Annotated in this window: 20 protein-coding genes and 1 riboswitch; of the genes, 5 read left to right on the top strand and 15 right to left on the bottom strand. The window is 37.1% G+C overall.

What is annotated here, in order from left to right; translation table 11 throughout:
• Positions 1 to 137: 137 nt before the first annotated feature.
• The gene (gene mnmE, locus A9G12_RS08825; protein WP_065565461.1) at positions 138 to 1,499 is read left to right on the top strand and encodes a tRNA uridine-5-carboxymethylaminomethyl(34) synthesis GTPase MnmE; all 1,362 of its coding nucleotides are present in this window, start codon (positions 138 to 140) and stop codon (positions 1,497 to 1,499) included.
• Positions 1,500 to 1,556: 57 nt separating this feature from the next.
• Positions 1,557 to 1,760 carry a heavy-metal-associated domain-containing protein gene (locus tag A9G12_RS08820; protein WP_065565460.1) on the top strand — a complete coding sequence of 68 codons (204 nt, stop codon included), beginning with the start codon at positions 1,557 to 1,559 and terminating at the stop codon, positions 1,758 to 1,760.
• Positions 1,761 to 1,977: 217 nt separating this feature from the next.
• On the opposite strand, the gene thiD is transcribed toward A9G12_RS08820, so the two are convergent.
• The 13 genes from thiD to A9G12_RS08755 all read right to left on the bottom strand — a co-directional run bounded on the left by thiD (position 1,978) and on the right by A9G12_RS08755 (position 14,045).
• Positions 1,978 to 2,772, bottom strand: a complete 795-nt coding sequence (thiD, locus tag A9G12_RS08815; protein WP_065565459.1) for a bifunctional hydroxymethylpyrimidine kinase/phosphomethylpyrimidine kinase — start codon at positions 2,770 to 2,772, stop codon at positions 1,978 to 1,980.
• A gap of 4 nt (positions 2,773 to 2,776) precedes the next feature.
• On the bottom strand, positions 2,777 to 3,424 hold the full coding sequence (gene thiE, locus A9G12_RS08810; RefSeq protein WP_065565458.1) for a thiamine phosphate synthase: 648 nt from the start codon (positions 3,422 to 3,424) through the stop codon (positions 2,777 to 2,779).
• A 12-nt stretch (positions 3,425 to 3,436) separates the two neighbouring features.
• Entirely contained in the window at positions 3,437 to 4,222 is a 786-nt protein-coding gene (thiM, locus tag A9G12_RS08805) for a hydroxyethylthiazole kinase (protein WP_065565457.1), read from the bottom strand.
• A gap of 52 nt (positions 4,223 to 4,274) precedes the next feature.
• A riboswitch (TPP riboswitch) is annotated at positions 4,275 to 4,376 on the bottom strand.
• A gap of 38 nt (positions 4,377 to 4,414) precedes the next feature.
• On the bottom strand, positions 4,415 to 5,776 hold the full coding sequence (gene trkA, locus A9G12_RS08800) for a Trk system potassium transporter TrkA (RefSeq protein WP_065565456.1): 1,362 nt from the start codon (positions 5,774 to 5,776) through the stop codon (positions 4,415 to 4,417).
• Positions 5,777 to 5,853: 77 nt separating this feature from the next.
• A complete protein-coding gene (gene trpS, locus A9G12_RS08795) occupies positions 5,854 to 6,849 on the bottom strand; it encodes a tryptophan--tRNA ligase (protein ID WP_065565455.1) in 996 nt (331 codons plus the stop codon).
• A gap of 23 nt (positions 6,850 to 6,872) precedes the next feature.
• Positions 6,873 to 7,568 carry a phosphoglycolate phosphatase gene (locus tag A9G12_RS08790; protein WP_065565454.1) on the bottom strand — a complete coding sequence of 232 codons (696 nt, stop codon included), beginning with the start codon at positions 7,566 to 7,568 and terminating at the stop codon, positions 6,873 to 6,875.
• Positions 7,561 to 8,238, bottom strand: a complete 678-nt coding sequence (rpe, locus tag A9G12_RS08785; RefSeq protein WP_065565453.1) for a ribulose-phosphate 3-epimerase — start codon at positions 8,236 to 8,238, stop codon at positions 7,561 to 7,563. Before rpe ends, A9G12_RS08790 begins: the two co-directional genes overlap by 8 nt.
• A 38-nt stretch (positions 8,239 to 8,276) precedes the next feature.
• Positions 8,277 to 9,098: a Dam family site-specific DNA-(adenine-N6)-methyltransferase gene (locus A9G12_RS08780; RefSeq protein ID WP_065565452.1), complete on the bottom strand. Its 822-nt coding sequence runs from the start codon at positions 9,096 to 9,098 to the stop codon at positions 8,277 to 8,279.
• Between the two features lie 49 nt (positions 9,099 to 9,147).
• A complete protein-coding gene (locus A9G12_RS08775) occupies positions 9,148 to 10,026 on the bottom strand; it encodes an SPOR domain-containing protein (protein WP_065565451.1) in 879 nt (292 codons plus the stop codon).
• A 67-nt stretch (positions 10,027 to 10,093) separates the two neighbouring features.
• Positions 10,094 to 10,615, bottom strand: a complete 522-nt coding sequence (gene aroK / locus A9G12_RS08770) for a shikimate kinase AroK (RefSeq protein ID WP_065565450.1) — start codon at positions 10,613 to 10,615, stop codon at positions 10,094 to 10,096.
• 185 nt (positions 10,616 to 10,800) lie between these two features.
• Complete coding sequence (gutQ, locus tag A9G12_RS08765; RefSeq protein WP_065565449.1) at positions 10,801 to 11,763, bottom strand: arabinose-5-phosphate isomerase GutQ; 963 nt, start codon at positions 11,761 to 11,763, stop codon at positions 10,801 to 10,803.
• Between the two features lie 207 nt (positions 11,764 to 11,970).
• Positions 11,971 to 12,594, bottom strand: coding sequence for a LysE family transporter (locus A9G12_RS08760; protein WP_065565448.1), 624 nt, complete (start codon positions 12,592 to 12,594; stop codon positions 11,971 to 11,973).
• 8 nt (positions 12,595 to 12,602) lie between these two features.
• On the bottom strand, positions 12,603 to 14,045 hold the full coding sequence (locus A9G12_RS08755) for an LTA synthase family protein (protein WP_065565447.1): 1,443 nt from the start codon (positions 14,043 to 14,045) through the stop codon (positions 12,603 to 12,605).
• 296 nt (positions 14,046 to 14,341) lie between these two features.
• Here A9G12_RS08755 and A9G12_RS08750 point away from each other — a divergent pair, with 296 nt between their 5' ends.
• Positions 14,342 to 15,958 carry a hypothetical protein gene (locus A9G12_RS08750; protein ID WP_065565446.1) on the top strand — a complete coding sequence of 539 codons (1,617 nt, stop codon included), beginning with the start codon at positions 14,342 to 14,344 and terminating at the stop codon, positions 15,956 to 15,958.
• Positions 15,959 to 16,219: 261 nt separating this feature from the next.
• Positions 16,220 to 17,476: a serine hydroxymethyltransferase gene (gene glyA / locus A9G12_RS08745; protein WP_065565445.1), complete on the top strand. Its 1,257-nt coding sequence runs from the start codon at positions 16,220 to 16,222 to the stop codon at positions 17,474 to 17,476.
• Positions 17,477 to 17,534: 58 nt separating this feature from the next.
• Here glyA and A9G12_RS08740 read toward each other — a convergent pair whose 3' ends face one another.
• Positions 17,535 to 19,700 (bottom strand): hypothetical protein, encoded by a 2,166-nt coding sequence (locus A9G12_RS08740; protein ID WP_065565444.1) that lies wholly within the window; start codon positions 19,698 to 19,700, stop codon positions 17,535 to 17,537.
• Positions 19,701 to 19,900: 200 nt separating this feature from the next.
• Here A9G12_RS08740 and A9G12_RS08735 point away from each other — a divergent pair, with 200 nt between their 5' ends.
• Positions 19,901 to 21,826, top strand: coding sequence for an ABC transporter ATP-binding protein (locus A9G12_RS08735; protein ID WP_065565443.1), 1,926 nt, complete (start codon positions 19,901 to 19,903; stop codon positions 21,824 to 21,826).
• A 21-nt stretch (positions 21,827 to 21,847) separates the two neighbouring features.
• Here A9G12_RS08735 and A9G12_RS08730 read toward each other — a convergent pair whose 3' ends face one another.
• Positions 21,848 to 23,014 (bottom strand): sugar transporter, encoded by a 1,167-nt coding sequence (locus A9G12_RS08730; protein WP_065565442.1) that lies wholly within the window; start codon positions 23,012 to 23,014, stop codon positions 21,848 to 21,850.
• Positions 23,015 to 23,114: the final 100 nt, after the last annotated feature.

Here is a 23,114-nt window from a genome sequence, read left to right as displayed (position 1 = left end):
GCAAGGTGATTGATGCCTCAATAACTGGTACTAGCCTAGAAGTTATAATATCTGTGCCGAGTAGTTGTTAGCGGCTGTTTTTGCTTGACGTACATGATATGATAAATCATCGAGATTAAATTTATACATAGATGAACATGAATTCAGATACTATTGTTGCCCAAGCAACACCACCCGGGCGTGGTGGTGTTGGTATTTTGCGAATTTCAGGACCAAAGGCTCAAGCAGTTGCTCATGCAGTATTAGGGAGATTACCTAAACCTCGTTATGCTGAGTATCTCCCTTTTTTAGCTGCCGATGGTTCGATATTGGATGAAGGTATTGCATTATTTTTCCCTAATCCACATTCGTTCACTGGTGAAGATGTACTTGAATTACAAGGGCATGGTGGGCCAGTTATATTAGATTTATTACTAAAGCGTGTATTAGAGATTCCGAATATTCGCATCGCCAGACCGGGAGAGTTTTCTGAGCGTGCATTTTTAAATGATAAACTAGATTTAGCACAAGCAGAGGCGATTGCAGACTTGATCGATGCCAGTTCAGAACAAGCGGCAAAATCAGCAATATCATCATTACAAGGCGTATTTTCTAAAAAAGTTAATGAGCTAGTTGAATCATTGATACACCTGAGGATTTTTACTGAGGCGGCGATTGATTTTCCGGAAGAAGAGATCGATTTTTTATCAGATGGCAAAATAGAATCCCAGCTTAATGAAGTCATTATGCGTTTAGATGAGGTGCGCCAAGAAGCTAAACAAGGTTCTCTATTGCGTGAAGGTATGAAAGTAGTAATCGCTGGTCGCCCTAATGCTGGGAAATCTAGTTTACTTAATGCACTTGCCGGGCGTGAGGCGGCGATTGTTACTGATATAGCCGGTACTACACGTGATGTATTACGTGAACATATTCATATTGATGGTATGCCACTACATATTATTGATACCGCTGGGTTGCGTGAAGCCAGTGATGAAGTTGAACGTATTGGTATTGAACGGGCATGGCACGAGCTTGAACAAGCTGATCGGGTATTATTGATGGTGGATAGCACCACCACCACGGAAACTAATCCGGAAAAGCTGTGGCCTGAATTTATTGAACGCTTACCGCAGCAAATGCCAGTTACAGTTATTCGTAATAAGGCTGATTTAACCGGAGACCCACTTGGTTATAGTGAAGTAAATGGTTACTCACTGATTCGGCTATCGGCTCGTACCGGAGAAGGCATAGAATTATTGCGAGAACACCTAAAACAAGCAATGGGTTTTACTAGTAGTACTGAAGGTGGATTTTTAGCGCGACGCCGGCATTTAAAGGCACTAGCAAAAGCCGCTGAGCACTTAAACAGTGGTAAATACCAACTAACCACATTTCATGCTGGTGAATTACTGGCTGAAGAGTTAAGACTAGCTCAAGAAGCATTGAATGAAATAACCGGAGCATTTACCTCGGATGATTTATTAGGCCGAATTTTCAGTTCATTTTGTATTGGTAAGTAAAGAAGCATATACTTATTACTGTAATGTTTGAATTTAACCGTAAATAGAGAGGTTAGTATGAAATTAATAGTCGATAATATGAGTTGTCAACATTGTGTTAAGGCCATTACTAAAGCGATTAATGATATAGATCCTAAAGCTAAAGTAACGGTTGATTTAGCAAAACGTGAAGTTACCATTGAAAATGGTACTATCTCGCAAGAAGCAGCGATCGCAGCAGTTGATGAAGCTGGTTATCAATTTGTTGGCATCGCTTACTAACTATTTTTAGTTTAATTTGGAAGATTGTCGAGTAATGGTGAGATGCTAGCATTTAAAACATCTTACCATTGACAAGGGGTACTAAAATACTTTAGCTGTGTTTAATTCTTATTGTACATTAGTTAAATTCAGCTATTAAGGTCAGTTTTTTATACTTAAACGTATGCTTCTTTGGAAACATCTTTACAAAATTAACATAATTTCATTTATTACTAAATTACCACCAACGATAAAAATGGTGAGTAGGACCAATTCCTTTACCTATAGCTAAATTATCGGCATGACTAATGGCTCCTTGCAAATAATCTTTGGCTTGGTGTATAGCCATTTCTAAATTATGTCTAGGTAATAAGGCTGTGATGGCGGCAGATAGTGTGCAACCAGTTCCATGGGTATTTTTAGTCTGCACTCTGGTAGAGGTCATTCTTATGGTATTATCTCGTGTAATTAAATAATCAGGACTCTCTTGACTAGTTAAGTGACCGCCTTTCATTAACACTGCTTTACAGCCCAAACTAAGTAACTCATATCCTTGCTGTTGCATTTCTTCTTCGGTTTGCGCTTCGTCACAATCTAACAAAGCAGCCGCTTCTGGTAAATTAGGGGTAATGACGGTAGCTAATGGTAATAACAGATCGCGAATGGCACTAACAGCATCTGATTTTAATAACGGATGCCCACCTTTGGCTATCATTACCGTATCAAGAACTATAATCGGAATTGGTTTATTTTTTAGTAGTTGATATACAGTGGTGACGATTTCTTTATCCATCAACATTCCCATTTTGACGCTATCAATTTTAATATCTTGATATAAGGTATTAAATTGTGCGGCGACAAATTCAGGGGCAATAGCTTGCACTGCAGCCACACCTTGAGTGCTTTGAGCCGTTAATGCGGTAATTACTGACATTCCATAAGCCCCTAATGCTGAAAAAGTTTTCAAATCAGCTTGAATCCCCGCGCCGCCACTTGGATCGGAACCAGCAATAGTTAATGCAACTGTGGTCATAAAATTATTTCCTTTTCGCTGATTGAATTTTTTTAATAAGTGATGAAGTAGCCTGCTGAATATTCTCTTGGCCACAAATTGCTGAAACTACAGCAATACCTTCGATGCCAGTTTGTAAAACCTCTGTAGCGTTATTGGCGTTAATTCCGCCAATAGCAACGGCAGGGCGCTGCTTTAGACGCACTAATTCAGCTAATTGTGACATTCCCATAGCTGGTGCAGCATCTTTTTTGGTCGAAGTTGGGTAGATTGGACCAATACCAATATAATCAACCTGTTGCCAAGCGACAGCATCTAGCTGCTGTCGATTAGCCACTGAAAATCCCAACCACTTGTTACTGCCGATTAATTTACGGGTGACAGCGACTGGCAAATCACTTTGACCAATATGCACACCATCAGCATCCACAGCTAAGGCAACATCAACATGATCATCGATAAATAGAGGCACGGGGGTATCACTAAGAACTTGTTTTAATGCTAAAGCAGCATGATACCAATCCTTACCTGCAAATTGATATTCTGATCTCAATTGTACCGCGGTTACACCATTGGCTACCGCAATTTCAGTTGTAGTTACCATGCCACTAATACCACCACATAATAATGGGTCGAGAACTAAATAGAGGCTTAAATCTAATTGCTTATTCATCTTATTGCCTTATTAATGAGTGATAGTAAAAATAGAAAGCTGATCTATAAGTGCCACTGCATAGCTGCCTAAACCATATTGCTTAGTGGCGAGTTCTCCGGCTGTTTTCATCATATAGCAAGCCGCGGCAGTGGCTAATAAATTATTATTTGTATGGGCAATAAAAGCCGCAACCATGGCTGATAACGAACAGCCAGTGCCGGTAACTTTAGTCAAAGCAATATCTCCGCCAATTATACTATAAGTGTTATTGCCATCAGTGACATAGTCAATATCTCCGGTGATGGCAACAATAGTGCCATGTTTTAGTGCTAGTTGGTTAGCGGCATTTAAGGCTGATTTGGTTGAGTCTTGGCTGTCAGGTCCTTTTGCTGAAGATGCCTCACCATTTAATGCTAATATTTCCGAAGCATTACCACGAATAACGGTGGGTTTATAGGCTAATAATTGGGTGACAATCTCGCTTCGGTAACCAAGTACTGTACTTACAGCAACGGGATCTAATACCCAAGGTGTTTGGTTTTTATGTGCTTGATCTGCGGCCAATAACATACTGTTAGCTGAGTCACGGGTGACAGTACCAAGATTAATTAATAAGCTATTGGCAATGGTAACAAATGCGCTTACTTCTTCTTCGGCAATAACCATGGCTGGCGTGGCACCAATAGCCAATAAAATGTTAGCGGTAAAATTTTGTACTACATCATTGGTAATACAATGCACTAATGGTTGCTGTTGCTGGACTTGTTGGATAAAAGGAAGCGCTTGTTCGGCTAGTAATGTTTTCGTAATTGACATATTATTTTCCTTAATGATTAATCGGTATATAAGGAAGAATGCCAATCTATGAACTATATGACTTAGACTTCCCTACGCTGGTATAACCCAGATCAGGTTCAACGGGTAAAATCTCAGTTTTTTGTGTAACCAAAAAACACCCCGAGTCAAAACTGCAAATTTATTATGAACTGAATATTAACTTTAAACAAGTTATTGTAATAATCTTTCTATATCAGTAATTGCTTTTCTATCCGGTAGGAAGATAATTAGATGATCATTATCTTCAATTGTGAGATCGGTATTGACAATGATCACATCCTCGCCACGGACTACGGCACCGATAGTAGCACCAGACGGTAGTTTTAAACCATTAATATTTTTACCGACTAATTTAGAACTTTCATTGTCATTATGAACTACTACTTCAATAATTTCAGACTCGCCTTGTCTAAGTGAAACCACTTTGACTACACCAGTTTGCCTTACATGGCTAAGTAATTCAGATATGGTCGCGTGTTGCGGTGAAATAGCTATATCAATTACACTCTCATTGATTAGTTCTAAGTAAGCTTGGCGTTGGATTAATACGATAACTTTTTTTGCCCCCATACGTTTGGCAAGCATGGAGGACATGATATTTGATTCATCATCACTGGTAACCGCAATAAACAAATCAGTCAATTCCACTTGCTCTTGCGATAGTAACTCTTGGTCGGATGATTCACCATGCAATACGGTAGTATTTACTAATTGTTCGGCAATTAACTCTGCACGTTCAGCACTACGTTCAATGAGTTTAACTTGATAATCATTTTCTAAACGTTTAGCTAATGCTAAAGCAACACCGCCACCACCACTAATAATAATGCGCTTATAGGGTTTTTCTAACCTTTGTAACTCATTGGTTACTGCTTTAATATTCAGGAGCGGGGTAATGAAGTAAACCATATCGCCAGCTTCTATAAGTGTTGAACCAATAGGACGAATAAAGCGATTTTTACGATAAATTGCCACTACTCGAGCTTCAACATGTGGCAAATGTTCTTTAAGCTCAGACAATTCACTACCTACTAATGCACCACCATAATATGCGGTTACCGCTACTAGGCACACGCGATTATCATAAAAAGAAGCAAACTGTAGTGCCCCGGGGTATTGAATTAATTGGCTAATATGCTTAGTAATAAGATTTTCCGGAGCAATAATATGATCGATTGGTATACAATCCTTATTGAAAAAAGGATAATTTTCGTCATTATATTCTGGTGCACGAATACGGGCTACTTTTTGTGGCACGTTAAATAAAACGTGCGCAATTTGGCAAGCCATCATATTGATTTCATCCGAATTAGTGACGGCAATTAGCATATCAGCTGATTCTGCACCAGCACTTTCTAACACTTGTGGATAAGACGACTTACCCATAATCACTTGTAAATCAAAGCGTTCTTGCAAAGATTGTAATTTATCAGGATCTTCATCAACCACAGTGACATCGTTCTGTTTTTCAGTAACCAGATATTCAGCCAGCGCACTGCCTGTTTGCCCAGCCCCAAGAATAATAATCTTCATAACGGATCCAGCATATCTTCAAATGACTATAATACCCAGCATATTAACTTAATAGCAGGTACTAATAATTAGTTTATTTATACAAAACCAATCGCTTCATATACCTTTTTCAAGGTAGGTTCGGCCTTAGCACGGGCTTTTTCAGCGCCTTCTTTCATAATTGCCAATAAATAATTTTCATCATTACGATATTCATGATACTTAGCTTGCAAATCTGTCATCATATTAATAACTTGTTCGGCAACTTCTGCCTTAAGATGCCCATACATTTTGCCAACAAACTGTTGTTCAAGTTCGGCAATAGGTTTACCGGTTACCCCAGTTAAAATATCTAAAAGATTGGATACTCCAACTTTATTTTTAACATCATAACGCACTACTGGTGGCTCATCAGAATCGGTTACCGCACGTTTAATTTTCTTTTCTACATCTTTAGGATTTTCCAGTAAGCCAATAACATTATTGCGGTTAGTATCTGATTTAGACATTTTTTTAGTTGGCTCTTGTAACGACATGACGCGAGCACCAACTTTAGGAATAAATGGCTCTGGTACGGTAAAAATGTCACCATAAAGTGCATTAAAACGCATAGCGATATCGCGTGATAATTCTAAATGTTGTTTTTGATCATCACCAACCGGAACTAAATTGGCTTGATATAAAAGAATATCAGCAGCCATTAGTACCGGGTAGTCAAAGAGACCTGCATTAATATTTTCGGCATAACGTGATGATTTGTCTTTAAATTGGGTCATGCGGCTAAGTTCACCAAAATAGGTGTAACAATTTAATGCCCAACCTAATTCAGCATGTGCCGAAACCTGCGATTGTACAAAAATAGTACTTTTCTTAGGATCGATACCGCAGGCTAAGTAAAGTGCCATTGTGTCTAGTGTTGCTTTACGTAATTTAATTGGATCTTGGCGCACGGTAATAGCATGTTGGTTAACAATGCAATAAACGCAGTCATATTCACCTTGCAAGGCAACCCAATTTTTTAATGCACCTAAATAGTTGCCAAGTGTAAGTTCTCCTGATGGCTGGGCACCACTAAAGACAATAGGTTTACTCATAATTTATTCCTAATTTATGCTAATTATTTTTTTGCATCAGCTTTAGGCTGAGGTAGTATCGTTAAAATATCTTTAAAATCATCAAATAAAAAATCTGGTTCACTAGTAGCGATGGATATTCCATAGTTATAGCCATAACTTAAAGCGACAGTAGGGCAGTTAGCGTTTTTGGCTGCACTAATATCATTTTTAGAATCACCCACAAACAGAAGTTGATCATTAAACAAACCAAAAGTAGCTAACACTTGATAAAGAGGCGCCGGGTGAGGTTTTAACTTAATAACATCACCACCGCCGAGTACTAATGAAAAATAGTCCTTAATACCTAATGAGGTTAACAATGTCGGTAAAAATTGCGCTGGTTTATTGGTAACCAATGCTAATGGGTAATGATTTTCATGAAGTATTTTCAGTGTTTCTTTAACATTTGGAAATAATTTAGTTTCAGCGTCAATAACTTTATCATAATGTTTATTAAATAGATTTTTAGCATCAACTAACAGTTGCGGTGACTGTTCAACTTTAATTGCTGTAAATACCCTTTCTAACATTACATCAAGGCCATTACCTACCCAGTTTTTGACTTGTTCATTGGTCACGGTAGGCAATTTCAGGTCTGCTAGCATAAGTTGTATGGCTAAAGCTAATCCAGGGACACTATCAACTAAAGTGCCATCGAGATCAAATGCTAGAGCCTGTATATCATCTAATTTACGCATACTGAACTCCTGCTAACTCTCTACGCATTGCATCTATCACTGTTTTGTAATTTGGTTGTCCAAATATGGCCGAACCAGCAACAAACATATCGGCTCCAGCCTTAGCAATTTCAGCAATATTTTCGACTTTAACACCACCATCGATTTCTAAGCGAATATCACGGCCTGAATCTAAAATACGTTGTTTAACTTGTTGTAGTTTTTTTAGGGTTGAGGGAATAAATGATTGCCCACCAAAACCAGGGTTAACACTCATTAATAAAATAAGGTCAACTTTATCAATAATATAATCTAAATAATCAAGAGGTGTGGCAGGGTTAAGCACCACTCCCGCAGTACACCCATGATCTTTAATTAATTGTAAAGAGCGATCTAGATGAATGGTTGCTTCGGGGTGAATTGATATATTGGTCGCTCCAACCTTAGCAAAAGATATGATTAATTCCTCAACTGGTGATACCATCAAATGCACGTCAATAGGAGCACTTATGCCATAATCACGTAGAGCTTTGCAAAACATTGAACCCATGGTTAAATTGGGTACAAAATGATTATCCATGACATCGAAATGAACTACATCAGCTCCTGCATCGAGTACTTTCTGGGTGTCTTCACCAAGACGAGCAAAATCAGCTGATAAAATCGATGGAGCAATAATAAAATCTTTCATAATATACCTCTAATAATTAAGCATATACGCAAAGTAGTTTATGGTTTTTTGTATAATGCTAAAATTTCATCAATTTTTTTGCGGCCTTCACCAGCACAACTAATTGATCGCCGTATTTCGGTGCGGTGAAGATAGTATGCTTTATTATAAAGTGTTTTAGTGTAATCAGTATAATGATTAGACACTAAAACCGGAATATCATTTTTATAAGCTATTTTTTCCGCTAATTGTGATAATCTTTTATGCTCTTCAAAACCAAAATTATTTGAGTAATAGGCAGTAAATCCAGTTGCTTCATTGGCTGAAAGGTAAGGTGGGTCACAATAAATCACGGAATTACGTTTGGCTTTTTTCATTACATCTTGATAAGGTGCACAAATAAATTTGGCTGTTTGTGCTTTTTCAGCAAAAAAATAGAGCTCTTTTTCAGGGAAATAGATGGTGTTATAACGCCCAAATGGTACATTAAATAGCCCGCTATTGTTATAACGGCATAAACCGTTATAACAATGTCGATTTAAATACACAAATAACAGTGATCTTAAATATTGATCTTGACTAGCATTGAATACATCACGTAGTTGATAATATGCATCTGAATTATTATTTTGTGAATTGAACAGCAATTTAAGATCATTAATAAATTGATCAGGATTGGTTTTCAATAAATTAAATAATTCAATTAAATCATTATTAATGTCCGCGAGAATATAACTTTTATAGTTAGTATTCAAAAATACCGAACCAGCACCGACAAAAGGTTCTATTAATTGATCCCCCTCCGGTAGATACTGCTTAATTGTATCCACAAGCTCATATTTTCCTCCAGCCCATTTTAAAAAGGCTCGTTGCTTTTTCAACGGATGCTCCTGTTTCGTTTTTGGTAGTAGGATAAATGAACCATATCCTTTATTTTATTAATTTTTCTTTATTAAGGCTTGCACTCGATTTAACCCACGGTTTATCTTTCTGTAGTACACTAGGTAAAGATTTGATAGCTTTTTTGGCTTCATCCATTGAGGCATAATTCCCTTTAGTTAACACATACCATGTTACATTATTGCGTTGCGTTTCGTGAATTTGATAATTGATAACATTGTGTTTTTTAACAAATTGTTTTAATTTGTCAACTGATGTAGATGCAGTAATTTGAATAGTATATTGGCCATTTTTTATTTTAGCATTTTTACCAGAACTGTTTTTTTCTTCTTTAGGATTAACATCTTTTTTGGTAGAAGTACTTTTAATCACTGGCGGATTAAGTTGAGTACTATTAGTATTATTTGCGTGAGTTGTGGCATTACTGGCAACTTCATTGTTTGGTGTTCTGGTAACTGAATTTTGAGTTACCGGAGAAGATATATTTGGATTATATGAAGGTGAACTTCCAGAAATACTACCATTAGAAACTTCTGGATTTTCCGGAATATTAAGTTGATTAGTGTTGGCTTCCGGTGAATTAGTTGGCACTGAATTAGCACTGTCAGGTTGATTATTGACAATATTATTTTGCCCACCGGAACCATCAACTGCAGAATTATTAGTCGTTTCTGTAGAATCAACGCTACTAATTTGCGCCGGAGTTAATAATGTAGGAGTAGGTTCTTTTTTATTGGAAGAACGAAATAAAAGTAAACTAAGCAATAACAGAATAATAATAATTGCTAGGCCAATAATTACTAATTTTTTCTTAGAAAAATCTTTTAGAAAACTTGGCAATTGCAATGAGGGCGTAGAGTCCTTATTAGATTGTTCGGTTACATAACGGTCATCTTTATCTACACGCATATTTACTCCTTAACCTGTCCACAGGATTATTGCTTTTATTATTATCTATTTAAATAAAATAAATAGTTTAAATCTGTTCGATTTTTTCAATAATATAACTTGCTACACCTTTAGCACTTTGTTCATCTGTCTTGATAGTAATATCAGCAATTTCTTCATAAAGTGGTTCACGCTCATCAGCGAGTTCTTCATAAAGTTCACGAGGAGTATTACCACCTTGCAATAATGGTCGACGTTTATCTTTTTGGGTTCGAGCCATTTGTTTTTCAATTGTGGTTTCTAGATAGACAACAATCCCTCGTGCTGATAAACGATTACGAGTTTCCTTAGATAATACGGAACCACCACCAGTAGCCAGTACTACGCCTTGTTTTTCCGTCAACTCGTTAATGACTTTCTCTTCTCTGGCACGGAATCCATCTTCACCTTCTAAATCAAAAATCCAGGCAATATCAGCACCAGTGCGTTTTTCAATTTCCTGATCGGAATCAAAAAATTCCATGCCTAACTGTTGTGCAATTTGTCGACCTATAGTGCTTTTCCCCGCCCCCATAGGACCAATTAGAAAGATATTTCGCTTTTCTGCCATTGTAGTTTCATCATCTATTAAATTTTGGTTAAAATATACAACACAATATTAACTTACCATGACTTATATAATCATTGTTGTTATTAATTGTGTAACTTTTTGGATCTCCGTCTAACGACAAAAATTTAGGTCGGTAATTATCTCAATAGATAGCCCCTTTTTGCAATAGGTATTTATTAATAGTTTTAGCTAATTCCTGCTTGGTGCAAATCATGAATATTTAATGCTCCTACTAATTCCCCTTCAGAATTCACAACCGGAGCGGCTGTAATATTGTGGTCATTAAATAATTTTAAAGCTTCAACCGCCTTCCAATTTTCCGGGACTCGGTAGCCAGGGCTAGTCATCACAGTCATAATACAATCTTGTAAAGTACCATTTTTTAATAATAAACGGCGCAAATCACCATCAGTGAAAACTCCAACAATTTTATTATTATCATTACATATTGCAACTAAACCTACACCTGTACGGCTAAGTTCTAACATAGCCTCAAGCACCGTTGCGTTTTGTGGAACTTTAGGAATTAGGTCACCAGTTCGCATCACATCTTTAACATGATTAAGTAATTTCGCTCCTAAACTACCAGCCGGATGTGAACGGGCAAAATCTTCCTCTTTAAAACCTCTGGCGCGCATTACCGCAATGGCAAGTGCATCCCCCATCAGCAATGTATTAGTTGAACTTGAAGTTGGTGCTAGTCCCATTGGGCAAGCTTCTTTTTCAATGGAAATGTCCAAAACTGCCTGCGCTGATTTTGCTAGGGGAGAGTCTAAACCGCCGGTAATAGCAATAACAGGAATATTCATAGCTGCCAATATTGGTAAAATAAAATTAAATTCTTTGGCGCGCCCGGAATAGGAAATTAAAATTGCTACATCATTTTCAGTTACCATGCCCAAATCGCCATGTAATGCTTCGGATGGGTGCATAAAAAAAGCCGGGCTACCGGTACTAGCTAAGGAGGCGGCAATTTTTTTCCCAATGTGTCCGGACTTGCCAATACCTGAAACCACCACTTTACCTTTAGTCGCTAAAATAAGCTGACAAGCTTTAATAAAATCTTTACCTAGTCGCTGTGGTAGTTTATGGGCTTCATAAAGTTCTAATTCAAGTAGCTCTCGACCATATTGTAATAATTTATCCATTTTAAATTAGCCTATGGTATTTGGTGTAAAATTATTAATTTGATTATCTTCTATAAAACAAACTGCCAGTAATTATATACTTTTATACAGTGAACAGTTTAGCAATTAACAGTTAAATATTCAAAAAAGAAAGTGTTAGATGTTAACCTGTAAAGATGTTTCAGGAGTGCTATACGTTTAAGTATGTTAATAAATTTGTTTAGGTGATTAAATTCCTAAAGCCACTTTGACGCCAAGAGTAATTAAAATTATCCCCAATAATTTATCAATAATAAATTGGATTTTAAAATAGCGTCGTTGTACAGCTTGGGTTTGAAAAATAAATACCACCAATGGCCACCAGAGTATAGCCTCGAACCAGATAATTAAAGCCACTAATAGTTTATCGGTTAATGATGAACTGGCATCTAATACTTGAGTAAAAATAGCTAAAAAATATAAGGTGGCTTTAGGATTAAGTAAATTACACAACAAACCTTGTATAAATGCCGTCTTAGTTGAAATGTTCTGTTGGAGCATTGATTTAGTTACATAAGTTGTAGCTGATGCTTTAGCTAACAGCGCTTTGATCCCCAACCATATTAAATAAGCTGCACCAGCATAACGCAGGGCATTGTATAACCAAGGTGTAGTGGTAATCAGCACAGCAACCCCTGCAACACAATAGCTCATGTGTATCGAGATTGCTATAATTACGCCCAAACAAGTCATTAATGCTAGTTTACGGGGATAACTTAAACTATTTTTAAGTATCAGAAAAAAGTCTGGGCCAGGAGATATCATCCCGAAGCAACTTATTGTGGTGACTAAAATTAAAGTATCAACTGTCATATTTAATCTTATTTAAATTCCTCTGCTGAATGATTTAAAGTCGCGATATTGGCTTTATTCTGTTCAATAAACTGCTTTTTATCGAAATTTGGTGCGCTTAGATAATCGGTTAAAAATTTGGCATTAGTTTCGATTTGGGCACCATTAATAATCAACCTAGGTAAGTCAATTTGATAGATGGTTTGATCTGGTGTTTTTTGTAAATCCTGAGTGGCGGCATTAGTGAGTAAGTATAGTTTACGCTCTTTAGCAGATAATTGTTTAATTGTTGCGGTACCAGACCCCATCATTAAGTGATCTGGGAAAATGTAAAACACCGTGTTAGCTAATAACCCTTGCTGTTTAAGGTTTTGCATGAACTGCCCTAAATTATAATCAAGCGATGCTGCCACAAATGACATATTATCTTGTTTGGGACTAATGATAGCTCGCATACGCTCATCATCAAAACCATTAGGTGCATGGGTCGACACCGTGGAGATAAAGAGCGCAAAAGGTTTATCATTTTGGCTCATAGTGGCGATTTGTTTTTGGGCAATATCAAAAATATCTTTGTCATATAGGCCAAAAGGGGCTTTAGGGTATTGACCTGCATAATTTTTTTCCGAAATAACTTGCATTCCTAACAGCTCAGCTGTATGCCCAATCCCGGCAAAATCAGGGCCAGCCATCACATAGCGGGTTTGGTAGCCCGCTTGGGTTAGCACATCCCCTAAATTCACTAATTTAGTAGCATTAGCTTGCATTAAAGGTGTAGTTGCATAACCACCAATTAAAAAAGGTACGCCAGTCATGTATGTATACATCGATGCAGTGGTCCAACTACTACCAGCACTCATTGGCATGTTGGCAAAGAAGGTATAATTGTCACGTAATTGTTTTAGATTAGGTGTTAAATCGTTAAAATCGAAAAAGCCTTGTTCAAAAGACTCTAAAGATAGCACCACGATATTTTTGCCTTTATGACTAATTATCTGATTTTTATTGATATAATCCTGCATGTTAAGCGTTTGTAATGCTTTCTCAAATGGCTCGCGCGGGGCACTGGTTACCTGATAAATCTCATATAAACGACTAAAAGGACCATTATGATAACTAAGCGAAACTACTGCTAAAATTGCTAATGACAACCGCAATAGTAAGTGGCATTTATGTTTTAATAGATTAGCTAATTTTGATAATAGCCATATTAAAGCAAAAAATACCCCGATAACTAACACTGCTTGCAGCTTAAAAATAAATAAACCTTCAATAATATCGTTAACATTTAAATTAACGTAAAACTGATAATCAATAAAACCACCACTAAAATAAATGGAAGTAAGCTCCATGGTGATAAGTATGGTCATCAAGATTATGGTCAATAATTGCCATTTTTTCTGTTTTAACAATGAGGCGATAACAATAGTTAATATAAAAAACGGTATAACAGTAAGTGTTGATAAAGGCATATAAACTAGTAACTCAATTATAAACTTAGCGTCAGTATATACTTAATGTTAGAAAAATTGAAAATTATAGTGATTAACATAAATAATGTATGAATTTCGCGCAAAGTAATTTTTTGATATATATTAAATTTTAATTATAAACATTAAAATTTACATATCTTTACAAAAATATAGTTTCTATTTTTTTTAAATTGTATTCAAATGAATAAATAATGTTCGGGAGTGTGATTTTTAATCATTAAAACTAAAAACAATTTAGTTGATTAAAATAAAATATGGAATCCGGGAGTAATAAAATGAATACAAATTATATAAAGTATCAATTACTATGTTACTACAAACTATTTTTTAGTAAAAAATACCGAAACTCATTAATAGATTCCATATATAGTTTACCTACAACCAATAATAACCACATAAACCAGTTAACCTTACTATCTAGATTAATTAAAAAAATTAAAATTATATTTACATTCAATAAGTTGTTATTAGTGTTAAGTATAGGGTTATTTCTTAATAACGCTCAGGCCTTATCTGCAACTACAATAAATAAAATTCAAGGGGAAGCTCCCTACCTTACATTCGATGGTGGAATAACTAAAGTAGAAACAGTAGAACCTTTATTAGGGATTAAATTACCAAACGGAGATGAAGTAAGTGTAAATAATGATACTTCGAGTATAACCGAGCCCATAGAGTTAGCAACTAATGCTAGATTTGATGATGTTGAAACATTAGTAACTTTACCTACTAATGGTAACGATAATTATCCAAACATATCTCTAAACAGCCTAATAGGTGACCCATTTAATTATTGGGAAGATGTTGATGGTGATGCTAATGTGACTGCAACTGGTACTTTAAGTGTAAAATGGCAAACAGCGGATAATCGGGATATTACGCAAATAGTCAAAGATAATCCTCATGGATTATTAACAGGATGTGACATGCCATATAAGTTAACTTTAGGTGCAACTAAGGGCGGTTTATCAACCCAATATGGTAATCCTAATATCAGAAATTTTAATGCAAGCAGTCATACTTATTACTTTAAAACTAAGATAGATAGGCCATATGTATGTTATGCTAAACCTATTTTATATTTTGAGTACGCAAATAACAAAGATTTATATGATGTTGATGGACCAGATTGGGCTTCAACAAAAGGATTTAGAGTTCAAGACATTTCTTCACCAGAAAAGAATTTCCCTAGTACAGGTTCCGATAAACTTTTCTTTAAGTTAATACCTACTGTGGGTATAACTGCTCAAGAGGTTATTAATATAAATGGCACGGTTATTCAAGCAGAATCGGGTGTAGGTGTAACACTAAAATTAAGTGCAGAAGATACTAATACTGTGCGGGTAACATTACAAGGACCAAATGAATATTCAGGCGATAAAAGCTTTGAACCTTCTGTTTTTAAACTTTATTCAGATAGCTCTAAAAATCAGTTGTTATATAGTTTTAAGCTGCAACGATGGTATATTGTTAGATCTGATAAAGATGATTATTATTATTTCAGTAGAACTAGCGCTGTAAATTTTTGTAATAATTTAGGTTATAACTATCGATTGACAAATGTTTCAGATCTTACCAATGCTAATAATTTATTGCTATATTCTAGAGATGGTATACCTAGTAGAAATTATAATTATTATCGTCGGCAGTTAAGCTATAAAATCAATGATAAATGGATAGGAGGCTTAACCAATGAATGGGGCGTTATTACCACCTATCGATATCCAGAAGCGAATTATACAGCCGATTTTTATTGGACCAATCAAATTGAGCCTATTCAGAATAGCCATTTGTTATATCTTGTTGTTTCTCCAGACGACGGTGGAATTGCTTCTGGTGCAACTCAAGCGGATTGGTATACGTACTTTAGCGCGATTTGTGTTAAACCTTAATTAATTATTTTATATAGTTGGCTTTAAATATAAATAGATGTAGCAAGATGCTTATTCTTGTGAAAAATAAATCAAGTACTTTTTAATAGTAATTTATATAAAAAATGTTCGTAAATCTCTTCTTTTTTATATGATTTTTTTATAAGTAGTAAAAAAGATTGCAATAAAATGCTGATTGAGTGAGGATGAACGCTTGGTTTTTATACTAACAAGTACTGCAATAAGCTTACAAGCTGATCTAATTTATAATAAGGAGTCAACATGTTTAGTAAAGCAATGACTATTGCCGATTATGATAAAGATTTATGGGATGCCATTAAAGGTGAAGAGCAACGTCAAGAAGATCATCTGGAGCTAATAGCTTCCGAAAACTATACCAGCCCTCGGGTAATGCAAGCGCAAGGATCGCAACTCACCAATAAATATGCTGAAGGTTATCCGGGTAAACGCTATTATGGTGGTTGTGAATATGTTGATGTTGTCGAACAATTAGCTATCGACCGGGCTAAAACCTTATTTGGTGCGGATTATGCTAATGTGCAACCTCATTCCGGATCTCAAGCTAATTTTGCGGTGTATACCGCTTTATTACAACCGGGCGATACCATCTTGGGTATGAACTTATCCGAAGGTGGGCATTTAACTCATGGTTCGCCAGTGAGTTTTTCCGGTAAACTGTATAAAGTTGTGGCTTATGGGGTTGATGCTACCGGGCATATTGATTATGCCGAACTAGCGACCATTGCCAAACAGTCTCAGCCTAAAATGATTATCGGTGGTTTTTCTGCTTATTCTGGCATCGTTGATTGGCAAAAAATGCGTGAAATTGCTGATAGTGTGGGAGCGTATTTATTTGTGGATATGGCGCATGTTGCCGGTTTAGTCGCTGCTGGTGTTTATCCTAATCCGGTGCCGTTTGCTCATGTAGTTACCACCACTACTCATAAAACTTTAGGGGGACCACGTGGAGGGCTAATTTTAGCCAAAGGTGGCAGTGAGGAACTGTATAAAAAACTAAATTCATCGGTATTTCCCGGCGCACAGGGCGGTCCGTTAATGCATGTTATTGCTGCTAAAGCTGTAGCGCTAAAAGAGGCGATGGAGCCAGCCTATAAACAATACCAACAACAAGTGATCAAAAATGCCCAAGCTATGGTTGCTGTCATTTTAAAACGTGGTTATAAGGTGGTTGCTGGTGAAACACAAAATCATCTATTTTTAATTGATTTAGTGGATAAAAACATCACCGGCAAAGAGGCTGATGCCGCATTAAGTAGTGCTAATATTACCGTTAACAAAAACAGTGTACCCAAAGATCCACAAAGCCCGTTTGTGACTTCAGGGGTTCGCCTTGGATCTCCGGCGATTACCCGTCGTGGTTTTAAAGAAGCTGAATCCCGAGATTTAGCCAACTGGATTTGTGATGTGTTAGATAATATTAATGACGAACAAGCAATTCAAGCAGTTAAAGAAAAAGTACTAGCCATTTGTCATCGCTTGCCGGTGTATGAGCATTAATAATGCTCAAGGTTCGCCAATAATTATGGCGAACCTTGAGCAATACTTATTGCTAGGTTTATTTTTGAGTATTGGCGTTATTGGTAGTTTGTTGTTGCTTTTGTGGTTCAAAATATTGATTAAAATAACCTTTATGCCACAGCCAAGCACCAGAAACCCCAATACCAATTAAGATTGCCAGTATAAAAGCTATTAATGGTTTTTGGCTGCGTTTTCTCATCGGGTCGCGTAAATTACGCTTAGCATTTTGTGGTAATTCAGCTTTGCTAGTGAGTAATCCCCCAAGTAATAAATTGATTTTAACTTGGCCATTAATTGCCCAGCCGGAAGCTTCAAGCAATGGTCCCAAGGTTCTACGCCGTAATTTTAGCCATGCTAAAATCACCGAAGGTCCGGATATGATTAAAAATAACCCAATAATAACTAATGGGAGCTGCCACCAAGTTAATGAAAATATCGCCTGAAAAATAGTTGCTAATGCAGTACCAATGGCGCCTATAGCTAAACCGATAGCAGCAAAAACGCCGACACTTTTACCAATATCAAATTTATTTTCCGGATTTTGAATTACTTGAGCACTAGATTTTTCTATACTGGCGTCTTTGCTACTGGCCCATTTATTGATTTGTTCGGTAATTAATCGCCCAATACGTTGATAAGGCGCCCACACCGCTTGTTGAATACTAATCGGTTTGCTAATTATTTTGACTACATTCGCATCCCAATCATTACCATCAGTATCAATAAACACGCCGTTACGCCCCTCAATTAGCAAATCACCTTGCCCGGCAGTTATAGCAGCGGCAATAAGTTGTTTTTGCCCATGGCGAGTACATTCACAATAAAGTAGGCATAATTCAGAATAATTGGCTAGGGTAGAGTGCTTGCCAATGTTATCAACGGCAACACATAAAGTGGCGCAGCGTCCATCAATATAAAGCTTGCCAAGTTGAAATGCCGCGGTATTTTCGAGTGAGAAAAAATCAGCGAATGAAGTAAAGTTAACCAACAACCGATAAAGGTGTTTATGGAACAGCACTAGTTTTTCTAAAACTAGCACATCAGCCGCCGAAATAGGGGTTTGATTATCTTGTTCAACCATGTGTTGAAATTCGTTAAGCAGTTGTTTGTCAGTCAAACTGGCAATCAGTTGTGCCGGTAGATCTTCAATACTGCCAATCGGCGCAATGGTTACCTTAATTTTTGTCATTTCTGGTTTGGAATTAATCAATTTAGTATAAGCTTGCAAACTAGTTTGAATATGTTGCCATTCTGCTTGGCTAAGTTGATCTGGATTGGCTAATGACGAAGCAACCAAGGATTTAAATTGACTAACTTTGCTCTTCCAAAGGGGGTTAAGCCCATTAACTAAGTCCAAAGTACTGTTAGTGTCAATTTTTGATAATGGTAATTCTGCCAGAGCGTCGTCGGATAATAATCCGTTTTCTGTTGGCACTATATATTTTTCATCTACATTCAGTGCGGTTTGTGCTTGAGGAGCATATTGCGCTAGTTCTATCCGTAAAAAATAATCATCAATTTTAGGTTTAAGCGTTTGTACCAGTTTCCAAATTTCGGTTCGGTTCTCGCCAAAAGGGGTTTCGGTCTTACTAATATCAGTTTGCCATTGTTGCCAAGTTTGCAGGTTGTTAACAAAAGTGGTGGCAATATCTAAATTAATACCGGCTTGACCACTCATGTCCTTTTCGGCACCAATAACCTTAATAGCTGATTGAATAAAGGTTTGCATAGTTGTGGACAATTCAGACGCCGGAGGGAAGATTAAATCGCCATTATAAAGTTTGCCTGCATTGATTTTAATTGACTGTTGCACATCATCTTGAGTCAAAAAATTTTGTTGGCTTTTATTTAAATTAGCTAAAATACTATGGGCGGTTACTAATAATTTTTGCCCTGCTTTAGTGGTAGTGTCAATCTGTGCCAGTGGCAGAATATCAGAAGATTGTAAGATTTTATCAAAAGATAAGACCTTGTCTTTGGTCCAACTAATGGCATCTAAAATATCGGGAATGCGGATGCGCCCATCTTGGTCAACATCTAAAAGTGCCAGTGTTCTTTTGTCAAAATTGAGGCCTGTCGTTGGGCAACTCAGTGCCACCCATAACTTTGGATCTAAGTCAGCTAAATTAATAATGTCATCACTACTGTTAAATACAACTTGATCTAATCCACCTACACGCTGGAATGTCCACATATGACTCATAATAACCTCCACACCGAGATTTATTAATATTTTCAGTTAATTAATAAATACTACAGCATTAGTTTTATACAGGAAGAGAACCGAGATCTCACATTAGTGAGGATTTTTTATTATATCTTTGATAATTGATTTTAGTTGCCAACAACAACCTATGATAGAATACTCGCTTATTATTCAATATCCAAACAAAAACCACAAGTATGTCATTAATTAATCTTACAAATGCTTACCTTTCATTTAGTGATGCGCCATTACTGGATCATATTGATATGTCGATTGAAGAAAACGAGCGCGTTTGTCTGGTTGGGCGCAATGGTGCCGGAAAATCTACCTTACTTAAAATCCTAAATAAAGAAATACCCTTAGATGAGGGGCAAATCGTCTACGAAAACAACGTAGTGGTATCCCGTTTACAACAAGATCCACCACGTGATATTCAAGGTAATGTATTTGACTTTGTAGCCGAAGGGTTACAAGATCAAGCACAGCTAGTAAAAGATTATAATGAACTCTCGCATCTAATTGAGCGTGATCCGAGCGAAGCTAATTTAGCTAAACTAGCCAAAATACAAGAACAGCTCGATCAGCAAAATGGTTGGCAGTTAGATAACCGCATTCGTAATGTTATTTCTTCGCTGTCGCTAGATGGTGAAGTCGCTTTGTCTTCATTATCGGGGGGATGGTTACGTAAAGCTGCACTGGCAAGGGCATTGGTTTGCCAACCTTCAGTGTTATTGCTGGATGAACCCACTAACCATTTAGATATTGAAACCATTCGTTGGCTTGAAGAATTTTTAAAAAGCTTTAGTGGTAGTATTGTGTTTATTTCGCATGACCGTTCTTTTATTCGCCAGATGGCGACGCGGGTTATCGATTTGGATCGTGGTAAAGTGGCTTCATGGGGCGGTGATTACGATAGTTATTTGCTGGGTAAAGAAGATGCTTTACGTGTCGAAGAACTGCAAAATGCTGAATTTGATAAAAAACTCGCCCAAGAGGAAGTGTGGATCCGCCAAGGGATTAAAGCACGTCGCACCCGTAATGAAGGCCGAGTACGGGCTTTAAAAGCCATGCGCCAAGAATATTCTCAGCGCCGTCAAGTTATGGGTAGTGCCAAAATGCAGATTGAAGAAGCACTACGTTCCGGCAAAATCGTTTTTGAACTTGAAAATGTCAGTTACCAAATTGATGGCAAACAATTAGTTAATGATTTTAGTGTGCAAGTATTACGTGGTGACAAAATCGCGCTTATTGGTCCTAATGGTATTGGCAAAACCACATTATTAAAACTCCTGCTTGGTGATTTACAACCAACTTCGGGCAGTGTTCATTGTGGTACTAAACTTGAAGTAGCTTATTTTGATCAGTATCGCTTAGAACTCGATCCTGAAAAAACCGTAATGGATAATCTGGCTGAAGGTAAACAAGAAGTGATGGTTAATGGGCGTTCTCGCCATGTACTTGGTTACTTGCAAGATTTTTTATTCCCACCGAAACGTGCCAGAACACCAGTGCGGGCATTGTCCGGTGGCGAGCGTAATCGCTTATTGTTGGCAAAATTATTTTTAAAACCGAGCAATTTACTAGTACTTGACGAACCTACTAATGATCTGGATATTGAAACATTAGAACTATTGGAAGAATTGGTTAATGATTATCAAGGAACAGTATTACTCGTGAGCCACGATCGCCAATTTGTGGATAATGTGGTCACCAATTGTTGGTTTTTTGAAGACCAAGGCCATATTGGAGTTTATGCCGGTGGTTATAGCGATGCCTTGCAACAACAGCAACAAACCCGGCCGGTAAAAACGCAAGTTGCAACGAGTAATAATAGTAAAGCAACTAAAAAGGAAGACAATAAAGCCAGCACTAACAATAATCAACCAGCAAAAACTAAGCTGAAACTTAGCTATAATGAGCAACGCGAATTAGCACAATTACCGGGAAAAATAGAGCAGCTAGACGTTGAAATAACCGAGTTACAAGCCCAAATAGGTCAGAGTGACTTCTTTAATCAACCCCACGAGCACACTAGCTTAATTTTACAAACCTTAGCCGATAAAGAAGCGGAACTTGAAGCCGTGTTTGCAAGGTGGGAACAGCTAGAAGCCATCAATAAGTAACCGTTTATTGTTACTTATTGATTACCAAGTTTTTCTGGCTAGCAAATAAAACAAACACAGGGCGATGATTACAAATATTGCCCCTATAAAACCAATATATTGAGTTGACAGATACAGCAACACTTGGCTACCGACAAATGCACCGCCGCCAATACCAATATTGTAAATCCCTGAATAAACGGCGGTGGCGATGTCGGCCGCATTAGGGGCGACATCAATAACTTTACTCTGCATGACCATGCCAATAATCGTAATTGACAACCCCCACAGCATCCCTTGAATAATTGCGGTAAACAGGCTTAACGAACAAACATAAAGGGATAACAGACAAATTAATAATAAAGTGATTGGTACTACTAAAATAGCTATTTGGTGTTTGTCGGCAAATTTGGCAAAAATAATACTGCCTATCATGCCAGCAAAACCAATCGATAATAGTAATATAACTACCATAGTTTGGTTGAAACCACCGACTTTAAGCATAAATGGGGTGATATAGGTATAAGCGGTAAAGTGTCCTGTTATAACAATAGCTGTTAATAGATAGATATTTAATAACGCAGGGCGTTTTAGTACGTTTGGAATATCTTTAAGCAAAATAGTATTGCTACTTGGTACTTGTGGTAGAAAGTGAAGTAATAAAACTAAAACACAATAGGAAAAGATACCAATACATAAAAAGGTGGCACGCCAACCAACCAGTTGACCAATCATAGTTCCGATAGGAATACCTAAAATAGTTGCCATTGAAACGCCAACCACAATAAAACCCATAGCTTTAGCTTTTTTTCCATTTGGTGCTAATCGAACTGCTAGCGGAGTGGTGATGGCCCAAAATACCGCGTGGGCAGAGGCAATGCCAATTCGTGCTACCATTAAGCTATAAAAATTCCAAGCAAAACCCGCTAAAATATGGCTGCCAATAAATAAGCAGAACAGAAACACTAGTAACTTTCGCCGTTCCATTTTGGACGTCAAAATAGTTAACGGAAGCGATAATAGCGAAACCGCCCATGCATAAATAGTGAGCAATAGCCCCGCATGTGCTACATCCATCGAAAAACTTTCTGCTATGTTGGGCAACAATCCCACCGGAACAAATTCGGTAGTATTGAAAATGAAGGCCGCAAAAGCCAAACAAAGAATTGAAGACCATATCCGCGATCGTTTTTGGGTATTATTCATGATATAAGTAAATAGCTGGGCTAGATAAATTGCCGGCGATTATAACCGAATATTATTTATTATTAAACTGATACCATTATAAAACTCAAGCTAACTTACCACC

The sequence above is a fragment of the Gilliamella sp. wkB112 genome (assembly GCF_001690685.1).
Taxonomy (GTDB): domain Bacteria; phylum Pseudomonadota; class Gammaproteobacteria; order Enterobacterales; family Orbaceae; genus Gilliamella; species Gilliamella apicola_J.
This window is presented reverse-complemented; position numbering and strand designations above follow the sequence as displayed.